Here is a 23,270-nt window from a genome sequence, read left to right on the forward strand (position 1 = left end):
GCGAACCGGAATAAATAAGCAAATGTGTTACATGAACGAGAAGAAACGAGCGTGATACCCATGAACGGAGCGGGGTTTGGCAGCGGCTACGTCATCGGCGTGGACGGCGGCAACAGCAAGACCGACTATTTCCTGTTCGACCGCGAGGGCGGCTTTGTCAACCATATTAACGCGGGCACATGCAGCCACGAGCGGTTCGCAGACGGCTATGCGGGCGCCCACCGCGAGATGGACGCGCGCATCCGCGAGCTGCTCGCGCCATGCGGCATCGCGCCTTCGCAGATCGATGCCGCGGCGTTCGGCCTCGCAGGCTGCGACCTGCCCACGCAGCAGGAGGAGCTCTGCCGGATCGCCGGGCGGATCGGGCTGCGGCAGTATGCCGTGGACAACGATTCGTTCCTCGGCATCAAGGCGGGTACCGAGCGCGGCTACGGCATCTGCTCGGTCAACGGCTCGGGCGCCGTCACCGGCGGCATCTCGCCGAGCGGCCTGCGGCTGCAGGTCGGCGGCATCGGCAGCGAGCTCGCCGGGGACGAGGGCGGCGGCTACTATCTGGGCCGCAAGGTCGTGCGCGCGGTCTATGACGGCTTCTACCGGCTGGGACCGCCGACCGCGATGGCCGAGCCGGTCATGGCGCTGCTCGGCGCGCCGTCGCGCGAGCGGTTCATGGCGTGCGCCGCCGAAGCCGCATACCAACGCGCGCTCCCGAACACGGAGCTGATGCGCGTGCTGTTCGCCGCCGCGGACGCGGGCGACGAGGCCGCACTCACGCTGGTGGCGCACTCGGCCCGGCAGATGGCGCTCTCCACGGCCGGCTGCATCGCCAATCTCGACTTCGGCGCGAACGACGAGATCGAGATCGTGCTGTCCGGCTCCGTCTGGATCAAAGCCGAGAGCCCGCTGATGATGCAGCGATATATGCGGGAGGTCGGCGAGCTGACCGGCCGCCGCTGCCGCTTCCTCCCGCTCGCCGTGCCTCCCGCGACCGGCGCGGTGCTCTGGGCGCTGGAGCTGGCCCGCGGCGCCCCGGTCGACGCCGACATGCGAAGCAAGGTGCTGCAAGGCGTGCAAGCGCGGCTCTAATCCGCAAAACAAACGGACCCTTCCCCCCTTGAAGCAGAGGCGAACGGGTCCGTTTTATCGTTTCTCGGTCAGCAGGAGACGTCCGTCTCTTTGCCTTCGCGGGCTTTTTGCCGCGCTTTTCCCGCTGCCGGCGAGATCAGCCCTTCTTCGTGCTTAACCAGTTCACGAGCGTGTTGATCTGATCGTCCGTCAGCGTTCCCTTGAACGCGGGCATGCCGCCGCCGCCGTTGTGAATGCGCGTCGAGATCTCGTCCGCGGACAGGCGCGCGCCGACGTTCGTCAGATTCGGACCGACGCCGCCGCTCAGATCCGCGGCATGGCAGGCGATGCATTGCGCCTTGTAGATCGTCTCCGCGTCTTCGCCGGATGCCGTCGTCGTACCGCCGGGCGATGCCGGCGCTTCGCTCGACGGCGGCGTCGTGGACGCGTTATTGTTGCTTTTTCCGCATGCCGCCGTCGTCATTGCCAGCAGCGCGGCTGTCGCCGCGATTGCCGCCCATTTTCTCATTGCGAGCTTGACCTCCTTCTGACCGTTTGCGGTTAAGTTTCTCCATTTCCCCGAATGGCATACACGCGACGGCTTGCTTGGCGACTTGGGAATAGCCCCGGGCATATTGGACACGATAAGGACGAAGCTATGCAATTTATGGCAACGGCGGTGAGGCGTTTGAACGCGAATCAAGAATGGATCGGCCATCTGTCCGAGCTGCGCAAGCGGCTGATCGTCACGGGCGTCTGGTTCGTCGCTTCGATGGGCGCCGGCTTGTACCTGTCCCCTTCCATCCTGCTGATGCTTAAGTCGCGGGCGGCGTCGGGCGCGCCGATCGATTGGCACGTTTTCTCCTTTACCGACGGCTTGTTCGTCTATCTCCGGTGCGCCTTCTTGCTCGCCGCGCTGCTGACGTTCCCGCTCGCGATGTATCAAGCTTGGGCGTTCGTCCGGCCCGGATTGACCGGCAGGGAAGCCCGCGGGACGCTCGGCTACGTTCCGGCGTCGTTCCTGCTTTTTCTCGGCGGCGTCTCGTTCGGGTACTTCCTCGTCTTCCCGATGATGCTCCGGTTCATGCAGTCGATGAACGAGCGCGTGGGCGCCGTGGAAATGTACGGGATCGAGCGGTACTTCGCCTTTATGTTCGGCGTGCTGATGCCGCTTGGCATCGCCTTCGAGATGCCGCTCGTCATGCTATTCCTGACGAAGCTCGGCCTGCTGGATCCTGCGCGCATCAAGTTTATCCGCAAATACGCCTATGTAGGGCTCGCGGTGGTAGGCTCCTGCATTTCGCCGCCGGACCTTTTTTCCCACTTGTCCGTGACGGTGCCGCTCCTGCTGCTGTTCGAGTGCAGCGCGCTCGTCGCGAACCGTCAGTTCAGGCTGCGCCGCGCGGCGGGGCCGGCGACGGGTTAAAGGCGTTGATGTTTAAGCCTGCGAAATATGAACACGTTCAAATGCCTTCAAAGGAGGTGAACCCACGATGTTCCACAATATCGGCATCTCCGGACTGCTGATCATTTTCGCCATCGCGCTGATCGTCTTCGGCCCGGCCAAGCTCCCCCAGCTCGGCAAAGCCTTCGGCGAGACGCTCCGCGAATTCCGCAGTTCCACGCGCGGCATCATCGAGGACGACAAGCACGAGCCTGCCGCCGAGCTGATCAAGGAGCGGAATCCATCCTGAAGCGGTGCGGCGCCAAGCGGAAAAGAACGCAAACAAAAATCCCTTCCCCGTTCCGACGGCAACATGTCGGCAGGGAAGGGATTTTTTATTTCAACGATTCTGCCTAGACTTCCGCGACGACAATCTTGACGTCCCAGCGCCCAAGCTGCAGACTGTCTCCCGTCTCGACCGGCACGTCCGCCAGCAATTCGCGTCCGGCGCCGTGCGGGTAACGCAAGGTAACCGGAGCATCCGAGTAATTAAAATAGTAACGGACGACGCGTCCCTGCCCGTTGACGCCGGTCTTGACGACGATCGGAAAAACGAGCTCCTGGTCGGCGCCCAGCAGGTCCGCGCTCGCCAGCGCTTCCCTGAATATGCGGCGCATCGCATCCGCCGTCGTCATGCAGCCCACGTAGGTCGCCGTGCCGGCTCCGTACCGGTTGCGCGTGACGGCCGCGTACGTCCCCCAATGCGGATGATCGTAATAGGCGAGCGCCTCCGCCGTCGTCGGCGTCAGCAGCTCCATCCACGTGCGCACCTCTCGCGCCTCCGGATCGAACGACAGCGCGCCGTCGCGCAAGGCGACCGCGTCCGGCTCTACGAATACGCTGTACCCGACGCCGCAAGCCTCATGGATGATGCCGGGCTGCTGCGCGGCGCGCACCTGGACGACATCGTCCGCGAATCCGGACTTGAACGAATAGACGACGTGGCCGCCGTCCCGCACGTAGGCGTTCAGCCGTTCGAGCGTATCGTCGGGCGCCGCATAGAGGGCCGGCACGACGATCATGCGGTAATCCGCCAGCCGCTTGCAAGAGGCGGGAATGAAATCGCATTGCACGTTCAGCTTGTACAGCTCGTCGTACATCCACCTGACGACGTCGTTATATTTCAAACCGCCGGGCAGCTTGAACCATTCGAGCGCGGTCAACGCCTCGTTGCTGACCATCACGGCGACGTCGCTCTTCTTTTTCAGATTGACCAACTGCTCGCTGAGCCGCGCGAAGTCCCTGCCAACCGTCTTCGCTTCGTCGTACACCGGATTCGGCTTGAGATCGTGGCTGAGCAGCCCCTTCCAGTACGTCTCGAACGAATTGTGGATCGAGTGCCAGTGCCAGTACGCGACCATATTGGCCCCGGAGGCCAGATGGCTGAACGCGAGCTGCCGCAGCTGGCCGGGATACGGCGTCCAATCCGGGAACGCCTGCGCCTGCGTCTCGAGCACGAGATAGTTCGATCCCTTGAGCGACCGGGTCATATCGCCCCCGAACGAGATCTCGGCGCCGGTCAGCTTGGCCTGCGACGGATGATAGATGTCGACGCCCGCGATATCGAACGGCTGCGCCGCCTCGAAGTGGTCGACCGAAGGCTGCACGCCGAACGAGTGCCCCCGCCACTCGAAGTCGAAGTTCTGCGTCACGAACTGATCCGGCCGCGCATACTCGCGGACGAGGCCGACCTGCCAGGCCAGGAATTCGGTCACGAGCCCGCGCTGGAACCTCGCGAACTCGGCGCCCAGGCTGCCGTTGATCGTGCCGTTTACCGAAGGGAAGTCCTCCCAGCTGTCGATGCGGTTGCTCCAGTAGTCCAGTCCGAACCGCCGGTTAACGACGTCCAGGCTGCCGTACTTCTCGCGCATGTACTTCACGAACCGCAGCTGGACGTTTGGCCCCGCCGTATCGTAGTGCTTCGTCTCGTTGTCGGTCTGGTAGCCGATGACGGCCGGATGGTCCTTGACGCGACCGATGAGCTTGCGGATGATCCGCTCCGCGTAGAACAGGTACGTCTTGTTCGTAATGTCCATGATCTGGCGGGCACCGTAGCGGCCGGGTCCGCCCGCCGCCGTCTCCGCCAGCACGGCAGGATCCTCCTTCACCATCCAGGCGGGGACCGCGTAGGTCGGCGTGCCGACGATCACGCGGATGCCCGCTTCGTGCATCGCATCGAGCACCCTGTCGACGGAGGAAAAGTCGAACACGCCGTTCTGCGGCTCGTGCGTGCTCCAGGTCGACTCGGCGATCCGCACCGTATTGATGCCGGCTTCCTTCATCATGCGGATATCTTCGGCCAGCCGGTCATAAGGCATATATTCATCGTAGTAGGCGACGCCGTACAGCAGTTTATCCAAGTTCGTCCACTCCCTGCGGTTCATTCTTATCGTTCATTCTTATCGCACCTGTCATTCGAATCCCGTCCTCAAGCGGCTCAGGCTCATTGATTGCGGTACTGGTTCGGGGTCATCCCCTTATACTTTTTGAACACCTGGAAGAAGTACTTCTCGTCCTGATAACCTACCTCGTGCGCCACGTCCGCGATTCGCGCCCCGCTGTCCTCGAACAGCCGGCAGGCCTGGTCGATCCGGGTCTGGTGCAGATAATCAAGGAAGCTCGTCTGCAGCTGCTGCTTGAACAGCAGGCTCACGTAGCCGGGCGTGATGAATACCTCCCGCGCCACCGTTTCCCGGCTGATATCCTTGCTGTAGTTGTTGCGGATATAAGCGATGACCGCGTCGAACAGCTTGTTCCCGTTCTTCTTCGCGTTCAGTTGGGCGGCGACGAGCCGAGCGGTCTCGTCCAGCGCCTGCACGATTCCTTCGAGGCTCGAGCGGGCCAGCATATGCGTGATCCCGGCCAGATCCCGGCCGAACACCTCCTGCACGTTGACGTTTTTCTCGATGCACAGCCGATACAGCGCGAAGAACAGGGAAAAAATCGAATTCAGCACCGGCTCCTTCGATGCGCTCTCCGGCCGCAGCGCCTGCAAAAACGCCTGGAGCTGCTCGCGGATCGCGCCTTCTTCCCCGTGCATGACCGCCTGGATGAACGCCTTCTCCAGCGCGAATGGATAAGAAGTGCGATCCGTCTCGCCATCCACGGACTCCATATAGTCGACGATCTTGCGGTCGCCCATGTAGAACCGCATGTCCAGCGCCCGCGCCGCTTCCTGATACGAGAGACGCAGATGGCCGATCTCGGCGCCCACGCTGCCGATGCCGATACTGACCGTGAACTTGAGATACGTCTCCGCGTTCTGCTGAATCCGCTGCGCATAGCGGTCGATCGCCTCGCTGTCCGGCATCTCCTCCGCGTTCAGCAGCGCGATCAGGTCGTCGTTATGCTCGAAGGCGGCGCACATGCCCAGAGGAGCGAGCGTCTCCTCGGCGATGTTTTTGAGTCCGTACTTGTACAGCTCGACGTCCTCGTCGCCTACTCGCTGCTGGAACGAATGGAAGTTGTCGATCTGCACGACGAGCGCGCCGTAAAACGGATGGCCGAAGACGATCCCGTTCGTCTTCAGGCTCGCGAGGAGCCGCTCGTACGGCGGATTGTCGGTCAGCACGAGCCTGCCAAGCATCTTGTCCCGCAGCAGCGGGAAGCTGTCGCGGAAGCCCGCCTTCAGCTCCTCGAGCCTGCTCGACTGCTGCCGTTCCCGGTCGATCTCCGCCCGGAGCTGGAGCACGAGATCCAGAATCTCCTGCCTGCGGCTCGGCTTGAGCAGGTAGTGACTGGCCCCGAGCGACATCGCCTTCTGGGCATAGGAGAACTCGTCGTAGCCGCTCATGATGACGCATTTGACGGCCGGATATTGCTTGGAAATTCGCTCGATCAGCTCGAGGCCGTCCATTTCCGGCATCCGGATGTCCGTCAGTACGATATCGACAGGCACCTGCGCCATCCGTTCGAGGGCTTCCTCCCCGTCCCTGGCCTCGGCGACGATCGCGATATCGTGCTGCGCCCAGTCGATCAGCGTCCGGATGCCGCTGCGCGCCCGCTCCTCGTCGTCGACGATCATCATACGAATCATGCGTCCGCCCCCCCCTTCCATCTCGGTCGTCGCGGGAATCTCGATCTCGACGACGGTGCCTTGTCCCGGCTCGCTGACATAGGCGATTCGATAGTCGTCCTTGTAAAAATGCCGCAGCCGTTCTTGCACGTTCTGCACGGCGTAGCCCCCCGGTATCCTTCGCGGTGTAAATATCGCCGTCGCTGCGGATCTCCCGGATCCGCTCTAGTGTCTCCGCCGACATCCCCGGTCCGTTGTCCTCGATGCGGAATCGGAGGCGATTCCCCTCCCGTACGCCCGATACGCGGATGCGGCCGCCTCCGCGCTTGCGCTCGATGCCGTGCACGATCGCGTTTTCCACGAACGGCTGCAGGCTCAGCTTCAAAATGACGAAGCCGCCGATCTCGTCCGGTATGTCGATCTCGTAGGCAAGCAGGTCCTTGAAGCGCATCTGCTGCAGCGACAAATACAGCTCCAGCAGCTCCCGTTCCTTCGCCACGCTGGTGAAGCTCTTGCCCCGGTTCAAGCTGAGGCGGAACAGCCGCGACAGATTGATGATCATCTCGCTGATCCGGTCCTGCCCCGCGGCCTCGGCCTCCCAGAAGATCGTGTCGAGCATGTTGTACAGGAAATGCGGATTGATCTGCGACTGCAGCGCCTTCAGCTCCGCTTCCTGCTCGCGAAGCTTGAGCACGTAGACGTCGTCGACGAGCGTCTTGATGTTGGCGACCATGCTGTTGTAGCCGCGGCCCAGGTGACCGATCTCGTCTCCGTACTTGACCGCGATCTTCTCGTCGAACTGGCCGTTCTGGAACCGGCGCATCGACAGCAGCAGCTTTTTGAGCGGCGCCGTGAGGAACGAGGACAGCAGCATCAGAATCGGAATGCACAGCAGCAGCCAGCCGGCGATCGATAAAATGACGAACAGCTTGATCGAATTCAGCTCCCGCGTCAGGTTGCTGAGCGGGACGCCGTACAGGATCTGCCAGCCGTTCTCGCCGGTGCTGTACGACAGCAGCAGCTTCTCGCCGCCGACCGTGACGACATCCGAGCCGTCTCCGCTCGCCAGCGCACGGATGCGCGCCGTGTCCGCCGCCGAACCGTCGTAAAAAGGCATCCCCGCGGACAACAGCGGCACGCCGTCGGCATCCAGGATGACGATGCCGTGATCCTTGTCGTACATCGTGTTCAGATACCGGCTCAGCACCGTCTGCACATTCACGCCGACGAAGATAAAGCCGATATTGCGTCCGTTTTTCACGTTGCGCACGACCCGGGTCATGCCGATCTTGGCATTGCGGTTGTTCTGGATAAACGTATTGTTCGCTTCCGTGAGCGGAAACCAATAGGAAGAACCGTTCAACGCGACCGTCTTGCGGTAGATGCCGCTATTCCTGATGTCTTCGATCGAATAAGGCCCGCTGCTGTCGTCCGTCGCCAGCTGGAACAGCGGCTGGCCCGTCCTGCCGTACAGCGCGACATAATCGAAGTTGCCGGTGACGAGCATCTGGTCGATCAACGTAGAGTTCGCGTCGCTGTACAGGAGCGGATCGAGCGGCTCCTGCGCGTCCGCTTCCTTCGCCAGCATCGTCTGAATGACGGGCGCGATGCTGAACACCGTCACCCAGTTCTGCATCGCGCGCTGCAGCGAAGCGACATTGTTGTCGATCGCCTTGACGGCCCCCTGGTTCGTCGCGCTGACCTTGCTGACGATCTGCTTCTCCGACGTCCGGAAAGCATAGTACCCGAGCACCAGGGAAAATATAGTCATCAGCAGCGAAAATAAAATGACGATCTTATAGGTGAGACTCATGTTCAGGTAGATGCGCAGCATGCCGTTCCCCCAGGCGTTCCCTCGGTTTGTACTCATGATAGCCAACCGCAGGACATTCCACAACGGATCGGCTCTTGGTTTCGATAAACTTCAACTTTCCCGTTCTTTTCTCTACTGACCGGCAGCCGGACTGTAAGCTATGATGCAATCAGAAACGTCGCACACTCCACAATCCATCGTTCAGGGGGGAATACCGAATGGCTAAGCATAAAAAATGGAGCGGCCTGACCGCCACGGCAGCCGTCCTCGCATCCGTCACCGTCCTCTCCGCTTGCGGCAACAACGGCAACAACAACGCGGCAGGCAGCGCAAGCGCGAGTCCGAACGCAAGCGCAAGCAGCGGTGCGGCCAGCAGCGGCGCGGCAAGCAACGAGAAGGTCACGCTGCGCCTGTTCTCCAACCTGCCCGACCGCAAGTCCGGTCAAGGGCTGGCCGAGCAGACGGTCATCGACAACTATATAAAGGAAAACCCGAACGTGAAGATCGACGTCGAAGCGCTCGCCGAGGAGCCGTTCAAGAACAAGCTGAAGGCGTACATGGCTTCCAACGAGCCGGTCGACATCACGATGGTCCACGGCGGCGCCGAGCTGAGCACGCTGGTTCAGGCCAACTACGTCAAGGCGATCGACCCGGCCGCCTACGAAGGCGAACAGTTCAACTTCCTCCCGGGCGTCTACAAGTCGTTTACGTTCGACGGCAAGCTGTACGGCCTGCCGCGCAACAGCGACTACGAGGTCATTTACTACAACAAGAAGCTGTTCGACGACAACGGCGTCAAAGTGCCGACGACCTTCACCGAACTGACGGATGCCATCAAGGCGTTCCGCGCCAAGAAGATCGCGCCGATGTCGATCAACGGCAAGGATCTGTGGAGTTTCGGCGAGCTGTACCAGAACATCGTGCAGCGCTACAGCGGCGACCAGAACCTCATCCTTGACGCGGTCGAAGGCAAGAAGAAGTTCACGGAAGACGAGAGCTTCCTCAAGGCGGCGCAGTACATGGCGCAGCTGCGGGACGACAAGCTGTTCCAGGACGCGTTCATGACCGCCGATTACGGCGCGTCGCAGAACCTGTTCACGCAGGGCAAAGCCGCGATGTGGTACATGGGCTCCTGGGAAGCCGGCATGGCGACCAACGCCAGCCTGCCCGAAGAATTCCGCAACAATCTGCAGGTCGCCAAGTTCCCGATCGCCGAGGACGGCAAGGGCGTAGCGACCGACCTGATCGCCTGGAACGGCGGCGGGTACGCGCTGGTGAACAGCTCCAAGCACCCCGAGGCAGCGAAGAAGTTCTTCGATTACCTTTTCAACGCCAACCAATGGGCGAAGGTCGCCTGGGATACGGGCGCAGCCGTACCGGCGCAGAAGTACGAGCTGACCGGCAAAGAAAGCGAAGTCCAGAAGCAGTTGACCGACGTGCTCGTGCAGGCGACTTCTACCCCGGGCGCATCGTTCATCGACTACGGCACGCCGAAGTTCAAGGACGACGTGCAAAACGCGTTCGGCAAGTTCTTCTCCGGCAGCCAGAAGCCCGAAGAGCTCGTAGCCGCTCTGCAGGCCGCCGCCGACAGCCAGTAATCGCGATTCGACGCCACGTATGAGCCACAGATAAAGGAAAGCGGCGGGGACGGCAGCATTCGTGTCCCCGCCGTATTCTCAAGGATGGAGCGGGTACCTATGCACCGAGTGCTACGCAATAAAACGGCGATTTTCCTCTTCGTTTTCCCAGGTCTTCTGCTGTTTATACTTACCTTTCTGGCCCCTGATCCTATTGAGCGGATACTACTCCCTCACGGACACGCTAGCCCCGGGTACGAAAATCCATATGGTCGGCCTGCAGAATTACGCAGATCTGATCCTTCACGATACAAGATTCTGGATCGCGCTCCGCAATGCCGTCCTGCTCGGCATCGGCTTCATCGTACTGCAGCATCCGCTCAGCATTTTCTTCGCCGTCCTGCTCGACCGGATCGGCGGCAAGGCGGAGAAGATTTTCCGCACCATCTTCTTCATCCCTTGCGTAATCTCCGTCGTCGTCATCTCGAAAATGTGGCTGTCGCTGCTCGACCCGACGTTCGGCATCCTGAACAAGCTGCTGGCCGCCGTCGGCCTGGAGTCCCTGCAGCACGCCTGGCTCGGCGAGAGCAGCACGGCGCTCGGCACGATGCTGTTCATCCTGATATGGGCCGGCTTCGGCTGGGGACTGCTGTTCTACTACGCCGGCGTGAAGGGCATCCCGGAGGATCTGTACGAGGCCGCGAGCCTCGACGGCGCGTCGGGCCTGAAGCTGCACCTTCGTATCACCGTGCCGCTGCTGAAGCCGGTCATCGCCGTTCAGGTGACGCTGGCCATGATCACGGCGCTCAAGCAAATGGAGCTCGTCTTCCTGACCACCAACGGCGGCCCGGGCGACTCTACGCAATTCATCGCGGTCTACTTGTACAACAAAGCGTTCTCCGCCAGCCAATACGGCTATGCCAACGCCATCTCGATCCTGTTCATCGTCGTCTGTCTGGTCGCGACGTACCTGAGCAACAAATTCATCCGCAGCGACGCGGCGGAAGCCTAAGGAGGCGACGAATATGAGATCGCGATACAAGACAGGCATCTGGATCTTTTTCCTGATCGTCGCCCTCCTGCAGCTGTTCCCGCTGATCTGGCTGGTCGACTTCTCGTTCAACAGCAGCGCGGACTTCTACTCCGACCACATCCTGAAGTGGCCGACCGATCCGCAATGGCAGAACTACAAGAACGCCTGGATCGACGGCAAGTTCCTGAAATACTTCCTGAACAGCGTGCTGGTATCCGGCGTCACGATCGTGCTCACCGTCGTCCTGTCGCTGACGCTGTCGTACGCGTTCACCCGCATGCAGTGGCGGATGCGCTCCTTCTTTTTCTCCGTCATTCTGCTCGGCATCATGATTCCGATCCATGCGACGCTGCTGCCGAACTTCGCCATCTTCAAGCAGCTTGGCCTGACGGATTCGTACCTCGGCCTCATCCTGCCGTATACGGCCGTGTCCGTGCCGCTCGGCACGTTCATGCTGACGGGCTTCCTGCGGAGCATCCCGAAGGCGGTCGAGGAATCGGCCGTGATGGACGGCTGCAGCATCTACCGCATCGTCTTCCAGATCATCGCGCCGCTCATGGCGCCGGCCCTCGTGACGGTCGTCGTCACGACGTTCCTGAACTGCTGGAACGAATTCATCATGGCGTCGACGTTCCTCAGCAAGGACGCGCTCAAGACGCTGCCTTTCTCGGTGATGAACTTCGCGGGCCAGTACTCGTCCGACTACGGCTCCCAGTTCGCCGTCATGGTGCTGACCAGCGTGCCGGCGATCGTCATCTACGCGCTGTTCAACGAGCAGATTACCAAGGGCGTGACGGCCGGCGCTGTAAAGGGCTAAAACAATCGAAAAGCGGTACGCGAAGAGGCTCTGGATGGAGCCTCTTTGTTTCGTTGGCGGTGCGGTCACGCGGCGAAATGGTTCTAGCTGGGACTTCTTCGGCGCGTTTGGCGGCGGAGACAGCAAAGTGGTTCTGGCTGGGACTTCTTGGGCGCGTTTGGCGGCAGAGACAGCTAAGTGGTTCTAGCTAGGACTTCTTCGGCGCGTTTGGCGGCGGGGACAGCAAGTTGGTTCTAGCTGGGACTTCTTCGGCGCGTTTGGCGGCGGAGACAGCAAGTTGGTTCTAGCTGGGACTTCTCCGGCGCGTTTGGCGGCGGGGACAGCAAGTTGGTTCTGGCAAGTTGGTTCTAGCTGGGACTTCTTCGGCGCGTTTGGCGGCGGAGACAGCAAGTTGGTTCTGGCTGGGAGTTCTTTGGCGCGTTTGGCGGCGGGGACAGCTAGGTGGTTCTAGCTGGGACTTCTTCGGCGCGTTGGCGGCGGAGACAGCAAAGTGGTTCTGGCTGGAACTTCTTCGGCGCGTTTGCCGGCGGAGACAGCAAAGTGGTTCTGGCTGGGACTTCTTCGGCGCGTTTGGCGGCGGGGACAGCTAGGTGGTTCTAGCTGGGACTTCTTCGGCGCGTTGGCGGCGGAGACAGCAAAGTGGTTCTGGCTGGGACTTCTTCGGCGCGTTGGCGGCGGAGACAGCAAAGTGGTTCTGGCTGGAACTTCTTCGGCGCGTTTGGCGGCACGATCCCGCGTAGATAAAAAGAAGGATCGCCTCTTCGTCATGGGGATGACTGTTGAGGCGGTCCCAATATCCAGCGCGTCACGCGTTTAGATATGAATCCCCTTCTGCTCCAGTGTCTCGCGCAGCGCTCCGGCCATGATGTCGTAACCCAGCACATGCGGATGCAGACCGTCGTCCGCAAGCTCTTCGCGCAGCCGGAGACCGTATTCGCGGGTCATCCGCGAATGGTAATCGACGTAGATCGCGCCTTGTTCGGCCGCCATTTTCTGCAAATTCTCGTTCGCGCCGCGTATGCCTGCATTTCGTTGGTCATTGTGTCCCGATTGCGGCATATCCGTCGGAAGGATGGAACAGACGAATGCCTCCCTTCTTCCAACCGGCACTTCATTCATTATGGCATCCGAAAAAAGCGAATAGAATGATCTCATTGCAAGGTTATGAACTTTCATAAACAGGATTAACCCCTAGCCGGAGCATAACGAAGAGCCCCGCTCGCTCGAAGCGGGGGGCTCTTCGCCTATTCGATTACACCAGACTGCCGCCCTTTTGCCGATACTTGAAGATGCCCTCCGCGGCCCGGAAGGCGAGGGCGCCGACCGTGTCGGTCGGATTGTACCCCGAGTTGTGCGGGAAGGCGCTGGCGCCGACGACGAACACGTTTTCCGCGTCCCACATCTGCAAGTACGTATTGACCGCGGACGTGTCCGGCGAGGCGCCCATGACGACGCCGCCGGTATTGTGCGTCGACTGGTACGTCGTGATCTCGTACGGCCCGAGCTCCTTGAGCTGGTCGATATGGCTCGCGCCCATCTCCTTCATGATCTCCGCGCATTTGCCCGACAGGTACAGCGCGAGCTGACGGTCCTGCTCCTCGAAGTCGAAGGTGAGCCGCACGAGCGGATCCCCGTACGCATCCTTGTATGTAGGATCGAGGTCAAGGAAGTGGTGGCGGAACGGCATGCACGACCCTTGCCCGCCCACGGACAGGAAGCGATTGGCGTACTTGACCGAATTGGCCTTGAACGCCGCCCCCCAGGAGGCGGTACCTCCGGGCACGGGGTTGTTCGCGATCGGGCGCATGCCGGTCTGGCTGAGGCTGATCGAGCCCCCGTGGATAAACTTCAGGTCGGTGTGGTCGAAGTTATCCCCGTTGTAATCGTCGAGCGTCACGCCGAGCGAGCCCGCGCCCGCGTACGTGTTGAACTGCTTGTCGTCGAAAAAGCCGGCCGCGTTGCCCTTCAGCACCTGGTAAGCATAGTTGCGGCCGATCACGCCCGTCCCGCTCGCGGGATCGTACGGCTTGCCGAGCCCCGACATCAGCATCAGCTTGACGTTGTTGAACACGTAGCTGGTGACGACGACGATGTCCGCCGGCTGCACGAGCTCCTCGCCCGTCGTGACGTCCGTATACATGACGCCGGTCGCCTTGCCGCCTTGGTGCAGGATGCGTCGAACGTGCGAGTGCGTACGAATCTCGAACTTGCCGGTCTTCAGCGCCACGGGGAGCACGGTGACGACCGGATCCGCCTTCGCGCCGTACTCGCAGCCGAAGCGTTCGCAGAACGCGCAATACTGGCAGGCGGCGCGGGAGATGCCGTCCGGATTCGTGTAGGCCTCCGACAGATTGGCCGACGGCATCATATACGGATGGAGCTTCAGCTTGGACGCCGCGTCGCTGAACATGCTGAGCGCGGGCGACTTTTTCATCGGCGGCGTCGGGTAGTCGGCCGAGCGCTTGCCGCCGAGCGGGTTGGGCTCTCCCGAGATGCCGGTTAGCTTTTCGAACTTGTCGTAATAAGGCTCCATCTCGTCGTAGGTAAGGCCCCAGTCCTGGATGGTCATGCCGTCGGGAATCTTGCTCTTGCCGTATCGCTCGATCGTCTTCGTGCGGATCTGGAAGTCATACGGCAGGAAACGGTAGGTTTGACCGTTCCAGTGGACGCCGGCTCCGCCGAGCCCCTCGCCCAGCAGGAACGAGCCGTACGAACGCATCGGCAGCGCGCGGATTTTCTCCGTGCTTCGGAAAGTGACCGTGTCCTTCGACAAATCCTGCATCAGCTCGTACCGCAGCCCGTAGCGCAGCTCGTCGTGGACCATAAAGTAGTCTTCCGTCTTGCGCTCCTTGCCCCGCTCCAGGCCGACGACGTTCAGCCCGCTCTTCGTCAGCTCGGCGGCGATGATGCCGCCCGCCCAGCCGACGCCCACGATGACGACGTCCGTTTTCGGCAGCGTTTTGGCCATAATCGCTTCTGTCCTCTCCGCCCTAGTGGGCGCTTAGATGGTCTTGCAGGCTGCTCGGCGCGATGACCGAGAAATCCTTGTCGATGACGTCCGCGTAGCTCATCTGGTTACCGGGATAGCTGCGCATCTTCCAGCCGTTCATGTCCGCGTTGCCGCCGTACAGCGGATCGCTGTACGCGCCTTCGAGCGTGCTGCTCCGCAGCATTTTGAAAAATCCGCTCGCCGAGATCGTCGTCAGCTTCACCTCGTCGGACTCGAACGCCTTCAGTACTTCGTCCTGCTGCTCGGGCGCAAGCGCAGCGAAGCCCTTCGTAAACTTCGTTTGGCTGTAGTTCTCCAATTCGCGCAGTCCGATCTCGAACATTTCCCGCCGTTTCAGCCGGCCTTGATAGCCTTGCACCTTTTCCCCTGCATAAAAGGGCGGCGACATATACTCCCTGGAATTGAATCCCCATTCGCCGGCCAGCTGGTGGTCGATAAAAAACGGAACGCCGAGCGCGAGCGCGCCGGGGCCCGCGTCGTCCGCGGGAAAGATCCGTTCCGTAGCCGCGGATACGATACCAAGCTGCTCCTGGTTAAAGAACATGGGCGCGCGGTTGTAATTTTTAATCTCGGCCGTCGTGCCTTCGCCTGTCTGAGGCGCGGTCTCCGTTTTCTTCGACGGCCGGATCAGGCTGCCGAGCGCTCCGCCTACGATGACGCCCCCGACCGCATAGCCGGCCTGGACGAGAAACTTCCGCCGGGAAGGCTGCTCGACCTTGTCGCGGCCGGAGCCGCCCGGTTGATTCGGGTCAGCCATCCTTTCACCTCCACTTTCATTCCGGATTTTCCCGATTAGTTTTTTCCAAAATTAAGTCCTTATGCATTTCCGTCGGCTGGCCATGCTAACTTTAAACCAATCCAATATAAGGTGGAGATTCGCCATGGCAACCGCAACCTCAATCGCAACCAAGCGCCGGATGCTCGCGATCGCCTGCGCGGCAGGCGTGCTAACGCTGACGGCTTGCCAGAGCCACAGCCTGCGCGAGCAGTCGGCGAGGCAAGCGGCAGATGCGCAGCGCATCGTCGACGATCGTCTTAAGCTCAAGTCCGTTCAGCCGCCCCAGATCGCCGGCCTGTACGATCCGGCGGTCATCCCGAGCGTCGATCGGGACAAGACGCGGACGACCAACCAATACGGCGCGACGGGGCAAGGCATGGGCAACGGCGTGATGAGCCGGATCGGCAGCTCCGGCCTGCGCGGCCGCGGCGCCTCCTCCGACCTCGAGGCCGAGCTTGCGGGCGCCGGACTGGCAGGCGTTCGCGTCCTCGTCGCGAACGATACCGTATTTCTCGCGGCCAAGGACCGGGGACCGTCCGCCGCCTCGACGGATCGCCTGCAGCGCAAGCTGCTGAGCAGCACAGGCGGCCTGTCCGGCAAAGGCCCCGAGCCCGGTCCGCACGGCGGCGTCGGCATCCGCTCCGTCGATACGGAGTCGACGGATACGCTGGCCGCGGCCGAGCAATGGCTGAAAGACCGCGGCTTCGGCGAGCGCATCGTCACCATCGCGAGCCCCGAAGCCGTCGCGCTGATCGACCGCCTGCGGGCGCAGGGCGCGGAAGGAACCTCCGGCAGCCACGACCGGGACATTGCGCAGCTGATGCGGATGGGTGCTGCTGCGAAGGACGGGAAGTAGTTCCGCAGGATTGTAGCAATGAACGAAAAAAAGCGGCACCTCTTCCGCGGTTGGCGGAGTGGCGTCGCTTTTTACGTTTATGCAAAACGAATGAAATCAGCGAAAATCCATCGGCGAGGCGGCACGCATCGATGTGGCTCTCGTCAGCGTTGCTTTGCAAAAATGCGAGACGGTGCGCGTCGATGTAGCTCTCGTCAGCGTTACTTCGCGAGAATGCGAGGCTGCACGCCAAATACGTCTAAGGCCGCCGCAGGGACACTGCCACTACCAATCGGCTTGGAAGCCGCGGCCAACCCGCTACTTACTCGCCAGAAGCGCCTCGTATTGCCCGGCATCCATCAATCCGCCGACCGCCTCCGCGGGATCGCCTTCCACCTCGACCTCGACGATCCAACCCTCTCCGTACGGATCGGCGTTGACCTTCTCCGGCGCGGTTAGCAGCTCTTCGTTCACGCGCACGACTTTGCCGTCCACCGGGCTGAACAGATCCGACACCGTCTTGACCGATTCGATAGTTCCCATCGGCTGGTTCGCCGCGAGCGCATCGCCTACGCCTGGCAGTTCGACGAAAACGATGTCCCCCAGCAAACTCTGCGCATAGTCGGTGATGCCGACCCGTACGACGGTCGCCGTCGCCTCCGCCCACTCGTGCTCTTCCGTGTAGCCTAATCCCGTCTTGATCTCGCTCATCTTCTTCATCCCTCTCGTTTATGGTCGCACCGCTGCCCGCCCGATGAACGCCGAACGGCAAAAAAAGGACAGAGCAACGGCAAGCTGCCGTAAGCTCTGTCCCGGGTACCTGAGAGATTAGACGAGGCGTTCGCTTCGCCCTTACCCCTTTGGTGGCTGTTCGCTCTCTCCAGAGGCGCGTCGGATGGCGGTACTTTTACCTGAAAGTTTGATCTCGAGGCCGGCAGGCCGTCAAGACTTGCTCCTTCGGTGCCGCGCCGTCGGCGCAGTCTCTCCCTGCCATCTTCATCCGCGAATATAGGAATTTACATGGTTAGCTTAATCCAAGCAGGATTTCGCGTCAATATATCTGACTTATTATTGCAAACTTCGACTTTCCCTGTATCTGGCGGGTTTGTCGCAGTCGCAAGCGACCCATGACACGCCAGGGAAGCTCCCCTCGCCGCCGGCAGACGATCCGGCCACCGCATCCGCCCCCGTCTCTATAAAGCAGATCGGAGCCGCGCCGGTTGCAGATGATGCGGTCGATATGGGTCTTGCCGTTCGGAATCGAGGCGAAGAAGCTGATGAACATGCTTTGATCTCCTGCGCGTCTACCAGATCGCGATTGCAGAAGTCATGGATGACCGCGCTCGGATCGTAAAATTGTTTTACCTAATTAAACGATCTGCGCTCCCACACCCGGTTGATCATCTCCAGCATGAAGTCGCCGATCTCGAACTCGTCGAACCGGCGCTTGTACGGCGCCGGCGGCAAGCCGATCTCCGCGGTCTCCGGGAATCCGAAGTGCAGCGGCGCGGTCATCTTGTTGTTCAGGACCATGCAGTCGGCAGTCGTGCGATCAACAGAAGTACCTGACCCCCGCATGCAAATAAAATTCGGGATGAAGCAGCGGGTATTTATAGAATTCCGCTTCATCCTCAATTTTCTCGGATTGCTGAAGGTCGTACGCGATCATCTGTTTGATTTTGCCGGCCAAAGAAGGGCTTCTGACCAGCATCCCCATCTCAAAATCATGAATGGCGCTGCGCGTATTTAAATTATAGGAACCGTGAAAAACGCAGTTCGACCGCTTATCGTAAGCGATCTTCCAGTGGGAGAAGCGGCCGGTTTTACTATAATCGTAGAAGGTGATGCCATTCTCCCAGGGCTTATACATATTGCAGCGTACGGACTTCTCATTCATGGGAATGTCATTGACGGCTATCGGGTTGCAGATGGCAATATGGGAGGCCTCCGCGGCAGGCAGACCCTTCAGCCGCTCCCAGAATACTTTATCGATCAGATAAGGATTGACGATCACCGTCTCCTCCGCCGCATAAGTGACGAGATCCAGAAAGTACGCTTGGATCAGGTTCACCGGATTGCCGGGGAAACAGGTGAATAGCGTACATTCTTCCTCCCCGCAGTTGCGATCCGCCAGTGGCCAATAGAAGGGATCCTTGGCATCGAATACATCTCCTCCTAATACGACCCACTGGTCATAGAAAAGCTGGTGAAGGTGCTCTACCGCCGCGCCTTGAATGCGAAAACAACCATCATGCCATTCCTCTTGGCCGCGGGGGGATGCCCATCGCCCTTCCATCTACCTTGACCGACCCGGAGGTCTTGAGCGGGGTCCGGTATAAGTGCATATCGCCGATATTTTGGCTTCCCATGATGGCCGTCTGACCGTCGATCACGATAAACTTCCGGTGATTCACGACATCGAGGCCGTTGATCAGTCCGTCTTGAACCAGATCCTGCAAGAACAAGGCCTCTTCCTGAACCCCCTGCTTCTCCAGTTCCCTCCGTATCTCTTCCCATTTGCTCTGGTTGTAGCAGACTTGGAAGGTATTCACGACCTTCCCGCCGGCACGCGTGATGCGGTCGGCCAGCACATCAAAATGACCGGCATCGGATCTCAATCTATGCAGCAGGGTAACCGTGAAATCGACCATCACGCGCACCTCGACGCCTCTATGAAGGGCTTCGATCAGCGCATCGGCGATGAGGTTGCCCGATTGGTCATTGAAGAACAGCATCACGGACAAATGAATGTACCGCGCAGCTTTACGGAGTTCGCCCAGCATCATCTCCAGACTGTCCGGTCCGTTCGCGTAGGCGTCGATCCGGTTGTTCCAGCTGGTCTTCGGAGCCAAGGCATGCAGCTTGACTGCATCCAGCCCCTTGATCGCTTCTTCCAGCGCAGTCCAATGCGCTTCCGTCAGCTGGGGAATCTGCTTCAATTGTTCTGTAGAAGTAAATACGCCTCCGAGCTCTTGACGATAACGGCGTACTGCTTCTTCCCTTGGGAAGAGATCGGTTATATATGCAATTAACGGCTTATCTTCCGTCAGAACTTCGAGCGGACCATCGACAAGATAGTAGTTAAGAAATTCAATTAACGTCTCACTGGGAGAATCATGAATCTTCTTATTGGTCTGCATGGCCCGCCTACCTCCTCAACATGTGCTGTAATGCCCGTTTTGTACCCGCTTAAGGAAAAGGACAAACGGATGGATGATAGGGAGATAGACGAATTACCAGCATTGCCTGAAATTGATGTATCCGATTGCATGTCGCAGATTGGATCGATCAAAGCGGGGTATGTATTGATCAGTAGCATGATTAAATGCGCCTGTTCACAGCCAGGAGAGATCGGCTATAGATTGAATCCCATTGCAGACAGGAGGTCGGTTCTTATGTCAGGCAGTTCCGAAGCCCTTGGGCAAATCAAAGAAACCGGCAAGAAGGCGGCAGACAAGGCGGCCTACCATCCCGTCGTTGAATGGATGGCCCGTCTCGGTTACGGGGCACGGGGACTTATTTATTTCTTCATGGGTCTCTTCTCCGTCAAGCTGGCACTTGGCGCTGGCGGCCAAGCGACCGATCAGCAGGGCGCCATTGCCGCGATCGGCAAACAGCACGTAGGCTGGATTTTCCTCTTGTTGCTCTTAATCGGCTTAGTGTGCTACTCCTTATGGGGGGCTCGTCCGCGCCTTGTTCGATCCCCTCCGCGTAGGCCGAGATCCGAAGGGAATTCTCGAGCGGATTGGATTCCTGTGCAGCGCCGTGTCCTATGGCCTGCTCGTTCGGCCGACATACCGCATCCTTGCAGGCGGGCCTGGAAAAGCTCATAACGGTGCGCAGACTACGCAAACCCAGCATTCCGTTGCGAAAGTGTTGAGCATGCCTTTAGGCCGTTGGTTGGCCGGCTTGGCAGGGCTGATCGTCATTGCAGTCGGCTTGATCCAGATTTACCGCGGTATCCGGCTTCATTTTGACCGGCAGACGCAGCCGCGCGGATTAAGCTCCCGTCATGCCGTTTGGGTCAAACACCTGGGACGTTACGGCATGGTATCCCGCGGGGTACTTTTTATCATCGTGGGCGTTCTGGTCCTGTTATCGGCATACCAAGTCAATCCGGGCAAAGCGCAGGGCTTTGACGGCGCGCTGCGGATGCTGCTGAGACAGCCTTATGGGGTCTGGCTGATGGGCATCGTCGCTGCTGGTTTAATCGCAATGGGCCTCTATTCCATGTTCATTGCACTTTGGTTTCGTCTTAAGAGGTAACCGCGGCATTCATCTATAGGGAAGAGGGCGGTGTTCGCATGGCGACGACATCTATTCAGAGAAGAACCGAGACGCACCGGCTTGCTTCAACGGATTTCAGAACACCCGATTGGTTCGCCAGGAAGCCCATGATCGGTGTATGGATTACGATCATTGGACTGGCCATATTTGGAATACTTGCTTTTAACGTCTATACGCAGGGTCCGATGATGGCTTGGGATAATCGAATGGAGAACAGCATGCATACGTCAGCCCTAGCCAGTCCTGCATGGGTGAGAGCGCTCATGGTGGCCGGGTTCTATGTGGGCTTGCATGGCTATATCGGCGTTGTCGTGCTGATGGGACTGTATTTCCTCTATAAACGGTTCTGGAAAGAATTCCTGATGATCGCAATCGGCTGCGGCGGTCAAGGTGCGCTCTGGATCGGGCTGGCGAACGTCTTCCATCGCGATCGGCCCGTGCTGGACAATCCGATCGGGGGGGACGATCCCCTATCCGAGCTTCCCGAGCGGCCATACGATGAGCGGCGTCATCGGCTTTGGGTTATTGGCGTACTTGCTGCTCCCGAGAATCGCCTCCCGCCTGTGGAGGGGCATGGTGATCATCATCGCCCTGCTGCTAATGGTCTATATCGGATTCAGCCGATTCTTCATGGGGTCCCATTATCTGACGGACGTCGCCGGCGGGCTGGCCATGGGCTTTGCTTGGACGGCACTGGTATTTACAGTCATCGAGCTGCTATTTAAGAAGGGGGAAAACAAACATGTCTAAAAAAGCCGAAACGCGTGAAACTGATCGTTAATCCAGGCTCCGGCGATGCCGAGAAAACACCCGAACGGGTGGAGAAGGCAGTCCGGTACCTGAAGAATGAGAATATCGAGGTGGATGTCGTTTATGCGGCTCCCAAGAAAAAGGCCTGCAAGATTGCCAAGAAAGCAGTAAAGGACGGATACAAAACGGTAATCGCCATGGGAGGAGACGGAACGATCGTTGAGGTCATCCGCGGACTGGTCGGCTCGAAGACCCGACTTGGCATCCTTGTCGGAGGCACGATGAACGATATCGCCGGAAGTCTGGGAATCCCCGAGGATCCTGAAGAAGCCTGTGCGCTTATCGTCTCCGGCCGCGCGCGCAAGATGGATTTAGGACGGGTGAAGACGAAGAAGCACAAGAAATTCTATTTTGTCATGTGCACCTCGATCGGTCTGACCGCGACCATGTATCCGAAGGTGAAGAAAGTGCCGAAAGGGAAATTAACGGGTCTTAAAGACGCTTTTACGACGTTTATGAAATTCGATCCCAAGCCTGAAGTCGTTATGACGCTGGACGACGACAGCAAGGTCAAGGTGGAATCGATGCTCGTCACCGTCGCCAATTCGCCGCTGATCGCATCGAGAAATTTAATGGCGCCGGACGCTTCGATGGGCGACGGCCTCCTGGATATCTCGGTCTATCCTGAATTCAACAAAGCCGAGGTGCTGCGGTATTTCAAGAATACCGCCAAAGAGGGCTTGATCCCGGACGGAAAGCTTCAGCGCTTCCGGGCACGCAAGGTCAAGATCAAGACGAAGCCCAAGCTCGAAGTCGCGGCCGACGGCATTCCTATCGGGAAAGGCAAGACGACGATCAAAGTCTGCCCGGGCGCCCTGCGGGTATATGCGCCGCAATTAGCGGTCACCACGGAAAGGCCGCAGGAGGAAATCAAAGAGGATATGCCTGCCCCGGTTTCTCCTTATGTCATGGAGGTTAAGGAGGAAGAAGGATTGAAGGAGTTGAATCAGAATGAATAGATTAATGGAACAAGGAGCTGCGGCGAGCGATAAGAAACCAGCCGGCGTCGCGCAAAAAAAAGCGCAGCAGACGGTTCAGGCCGAAGCAGCGCATCCGCATGAGCGGCGGCATCGGGCTGTGGCCTTTCAGATTGGAATCGCGGTGCTCGTGATCGCCTTCGGCATATTGACCTGGCTGGTCCGGAAGTCTGCTTATTTCCCGGTCGATCTATCGATCACACATGCTGTACAATCATGGAATCCTCCGCTGATTGAAGCGCTGTGGCGTATCGTCAGCTGGGCGGGCAATGCCCCTCAGGCGGCCATTGTTCCGCTGCTGCTCGTATTGATGTTATTCCTCCTCGGCTTGCACTGGGAGGCGCTTGCCTCGGTGATTACGGCCGTGTTCGTTGAAGTATCCAACCTGATTCTGAAGGTAGTCATACACCGTCCGCGGCCTGCTGCCGACCTTGTGCATGTGAACGGCATGTTCCAAAGCTACAGTTTTCCAAGCGGTCATGTCATGTTCTATACGGGCTTCTTCGGGTTTATGTTCTTTCTGACGTATGTCCTGCTTAAGCCGTCCTGGAAACGCACGCTGCTGCTGATTCTATCCGGCGGCTCCGTACTGCTGGTCGGTCCCTCGCGCATATACTTAGGCGCTCACTGGGCAAGCGATGTGTTGGGTGCCTACCTGATCGGCATCATCGAGTTGTTCATCCTCATCCAACTTTATCGCTGGGGCAAACCCCGATTCTTCGTACGCCAGCCAGTGGCGCGTAACTCTGCGCAGCCCGGACAGACTCATGCTTAACGGCTTTCTTGTCACTCACTTTTCGCGTTCCGCCCGT

At 59.6% G+C, this 23,270-nt stretch carries 23 protein-coding genes, 2 pseudogenes and 2 riboswitches; of the genes and pseudogenes, 12 read left to right on the plus strand and 13 right to left on the minus strand.

The genetic code is table 11. From position 1 onward, the window contains the following. Positions 1–60: 60 nt before the first annotated feature. Complete coding sequence (locus OMP38_RS20010; RefSeq protein ID WP_277566651.1) at positions 61–1,083, plus strand: N-acetylglucosamine kinase; 1,023 nt, start codon at positions 61–63, stop codon at positions 1,081–1,083. Between the two features lie 136 nt (positions 1,084–1,219). On the opposite strand, the gene OMP38_RS20015 is transcribed toward OMP38_RS20010, so the two are convergent. Next, a complete protein-coding gene (locus tag OMP38_RS20015) occupies positions 1,220–1,591 on the minus strand; it encodes a c-type cytochrome (RefSeq protein WP_277566652.1) in 372 nt (123 codons plus the stop codon). 150 nt (positions 1,592–1,741) lie between these two features. Here OMP38_RS20015 and tatC point away from each other — a divergent pair, with 150 nt between their 5' ends. Both tatC and OMP38_RS20025 read left to right on the plus strand, forming a co-directional pair. Then, positions 1,742–2,488 (plus strand): twin-arginine translocase subunit TatC, encoded by a 747-nt coding sequence (gene tatC, locus OMP38_RS20020; protein ID WP_420869712.1) that lies wholly within the window; start codon positions 1,742–1,744, stop codon positions 2,486–2,488. Positions 2,489–2,555: 67 nt separating this feature from the next. Next, a complete protein-coding gene (locus tag OMP38_RS20025; protein WP_271751671.1) occupies positions 2,556–2,756 on the plus strand; it encodes a twin-arginine translocase TatA/TatE family subunit in 201 nt (66 codons plus the stop codon). Positions 2,757–2,859: 103 nt separating this feature from the next. Here the strand turns inward: OMP38_RS20025 and OMP38_RS20030 are convergent, their stop codons facing one another. The 4 genes and pseudogenes from OMP38_RS20030 to OMP38_RS20040 form a co-directional block, all read right to left on the minus strand. Then, a complete protein-coding gene (locus tag OMP38_RS20030) occupies positions 2,860–4,866 on the minus strand; it encodes a beta-galactosidase (protein WP_277566654.1) in 2,007 nt (668 codons plus the stop codon). Between the two features lie 83 nt (positions 4,867–4,949). Beyond that, positions 4,950–5,984 (minus strand): helix-turn-helix domain-containing protein, encoded by a 1,035-nt coding sequence (locus tag OMP38_RS20035; protein ID WP_277566655.1) that lies wholly within the window; start codon positions 5,982–5,984, stop codon positions 4,950–4,952. A 270-nt stretch (positions 5,985–6,254) separates the two neighbouring features. Then, positions 6,255–6,563: pseudogene (locus OMP38_RS36075) on the minus strand (response regulator); the annotation flags it as partial. Positions 6,564–6,711: 148 nt separating this feature from the next. Next, positions 6,712–8,391, minus strand: a pseudogene (locus OMP38_RS20040) (sensor histidine kinase); the annotation flags it as partial. A gap of 161 nt (positions 8,392–8,552) precedes the next feature. Here OMP38_RS20040 and OMP38_RS20045 point away from each other — a divergent pair. From OMP38_RS20045 to OMP38_RS20055, 3 genes are all read left to right on the plus strand, one after another. Next, positions 8,553–9,932 (plus strand): extracellular solute-binding protein, encoded by a 1,380-nt coding sequence (locus tag OMP38_RS20045; RefSeq protein WP_277566656.1) that lies wholly within the window; start codon positions 8,553–8,555, stop codon positions 9,930–9,932. A gap of 193 nt (positions 9,933–10,125) precedes the next feature. Continuing rightward, positions 10,126–10,923, plus strand: a complete 798-nt coding sequence (locus OMP38_RS20050) for a carbohydrate ABC transporter permease (RefSeq protein WP_277566657.1) — start codon at positions 10,126–10,128, stop codon at positions 10,921–10,923. Between the two features lie 13 nt (positions 10,924–10,936). Beyond that, positions 10,937–11,761 (plus strand): carbohydrate ABC transporter permease, encoded by an 825-nt coding sequence (locus tag OMP38_RS20055; protein WP_090116974.1) that lies wholly within the window; start codon positions 10,937–10,939, stop codon positions 11,759–11,761. Between the two features lie 813 nt (positions 11,762–12,574). Here the strand turns inward: OMP38_RS20055 and OMP38_RS20060 are convergent. The 3 genes from OMP38_RS20060 to OMP38_RS20070 form a co-directional block, all read right to left on the minus strand. Beyond that, positions 12,575–12,937 carry an SGNH/GDSL hydrolase family protein gene (locus tag OMP38_RS20060; protein ID WP_338130551.1) on the minus strand — a complete coding sequence of 121 codons (363 nt, stop codon included), beginning with the start codon at positions 12,935–12,937 and terminating at the stop codon, positions 12,575–12,577. A gap of 76 nt (positions 12,938–13,013) precedes the next feature. Beyond that, a complete protein-coding gene (locus OMP38_RS20065; protein WP_277566659.1) occupies positions 13,014–14,729 on the minus strand; it encodes a GMC family oxidoreductase in 1,716 nt (571 codons plus the stop codon). A 22-nt stretch (positions 14,730–14,751) separates the two neighbouring features. Next, on the minus strand, positions 14,752–15,528 hold the full coding sequence (locus OMP38_RS20070; RefSeq protein ID WP_277566660.1) for a gluconate 2-dehydrogenase subunit 3 family protein: 777 nt from the start codon (positions 15,526–15,528) through the stop codon (positions 14,752–14,754). 124 nt (positions 15,529–15,652) lie between these two features. Here OMP38_RS20070 and OMP38_RS20075 point away from each other — a divergent pair, with 124 nt between their 5' ends. Beyond that, complete coding sequence (locus OMP38_RS20075; RefSeq protein WP_277566661.1) at positions 15,653–16,405, plus strand: hypothetical protein; 753 nt, start codon at positions 15,653–15,655, stop codon at positions 16,403–16,405. A gap of 297 nt (positions 16,406–16,702) precedes the next feature. On the opposite strand, the gene gcvH is transcribed toward OMP38_RS20075, so the two are convergent. From gcvH to OMP38_RS20100, 5 genes are all read right to left on the minus strand, one after another. Next, positions 16,703–17,095 carry a glycine cleavage system protein GcvH gene (gcvH, locus tag OMP38_RS20080; protein WP_277566662.1) on the minus strand — a complete coding sequence of 131 codons (393 nt, stop codon included), beginning with the start codon at positions 17,093–17,095 and terminating at the stop codon, positions 16,703–16,705. Positions 17,096–17,189: 94 nt separating this feature from the next. Further along, positions 17,190–17,270, minus strand: a riboswitch (glycine riboswitch). A 3-nt stretch (positions 17,271–17,273) separates the two neighbouring features. Continuing rightward, positions 17,274–17,384: riboswitch (glycine riboswitch) on the minus strand. A gap of 365 nt (positions 17,385–17,749) precedes the next feature. After that, complete coding sequence (locus OMP38_RS20085) at positions 17,750–17,917, minus strand: hypothetical protein (protein ID WP_277566663.1); 168 nt, start codon at positions 17,915–17,917, stop codon at positions 17,750–17,752. A 19-nt stretch (positions 17,918–17,936) separates the two neighbouring features. Then, on the minus strand, positions 17,937–18,680 hold the full coding sequence (locus OMP38_RS20090; RefSeq protein WP_277566664.1) for a phospholipase D-like domain-containing protein: 744 nt from the start codon (positions 18,678–18,680) through the stop codon (positions 17,937–17,939). Then, positions 18,634–19,524 carry a phospholipase D-like domain-containing protein gene (locus tag OMP38_RS20095; RefSeq protein WP_277566665.1) on the minus strand — a complete coding sequence of 297 codons (891 nt, stop codon included), beginning with the start codon at positions 19,522–19,524 and terminating at the stop codon, positions 18,634–18,636. Before OMP38_RS20095 ends, OMP38_RS20090 begins: the two co-directional genes overlap by 47 nt. Before the next feature lie 258 nt (positions 19,525–19,782). Further along, on the minus strand, positions 19,783–20,004 hold the full coding sequence (locus OMP38_RS20100) for a hypothetical protein (protein ID WP_277566666.1): 222 nt from the start codon (positions 20,002–20,004) through the stop codon (positions 19,783–19,785). Here OMP38_RS20100 and OMP38_RS36080 point away from each other — a divergent pair. From OMP38_RS36080 to OMP38_RS20120, 5 genes are all read left to right on the plus strand, one after another. Next, positions 19,915–20,217, plus strand: coding sequence for a DUF1206 domain-containing protein (locus tag OMP38_RS36080; protein WP_420869713.1), 303 nt, complete (start codon positions 19,915–19,917; stop codon positions 20,215–20,217). The two genes, OMP38_RS20100 and OMP38_RS36080, sit on opposite strands and share 90 nt — an antisense overlap. Further along, complete coding sequence (locus tag OMP38_RS20105; RefSeq protein ID WP_420869714.1) at positions 20,138–20,650, plus strand: DUF1206 domain-containing protein; 513 nt, start codon at positions 20,138–20,140, stop codon at positions 20,648–20,650. Before OMP38_RS36080 ends, OMP38_RS20105 begins: the two co-directional genes overlap by 80 nt. A 411-nt stretch (positions 20,651–21,061) precedes the next feature. Further along, positions 21,062–21,421: a phosphatase PAP2 family protein gene (locus OMP38_RS36085; RefSeq protein ID WP_420869682.1), complete on the plus strand. Its 360-nt coding sequence runs from the start codon at positions 21,062–21,064 to the stop codon at positions 21,419–21,421. Between the two features lie 14 nt (positions 21,422–21,435). Next, positions 21,436–22,440 carry a diacylglycerol/lipid kinase family protein gene (locus tag OMP38_RS20115; RefSeq protein ID WP_277566669.1) on the plus strand — a complete coding sequence of 335 codons (1,005 nt, stop codon included), beginning with the start codon at positions 21,436–21,438 and terminating at the stop codon, positions 22,438–22,440. After that, on the plus strand, positions 22,433–23,233 hold the full coding sequence (locus OMP38_RS20120; RefSeq protein WP_277566670.1) for a phosphatase PAP2 family protein: 801 nt from the start codon (positions 22,433–22,435) through the stop codon (positions 23,231–23,233). The genes OMP38_RS20115 and OMP38_RS20120 overlap by 8 nt, the downstream gene beginning before the upstream one ends. The last annotated feature ends 37 nt before the right edge of the window (positions 23,234–23,270 follow it).

The sequence above is a fragment of the Cohnella ginsengisoli genome, assembly GCF_029525555.1.
In the GTDB taxonomy this organism is placed as follows: domain Bacteria; phylum Bacillota; class Bacilli; order Paenibacillales; family Paenibacillaceae; genus Cohnella; species Cohnella ginsengisoli.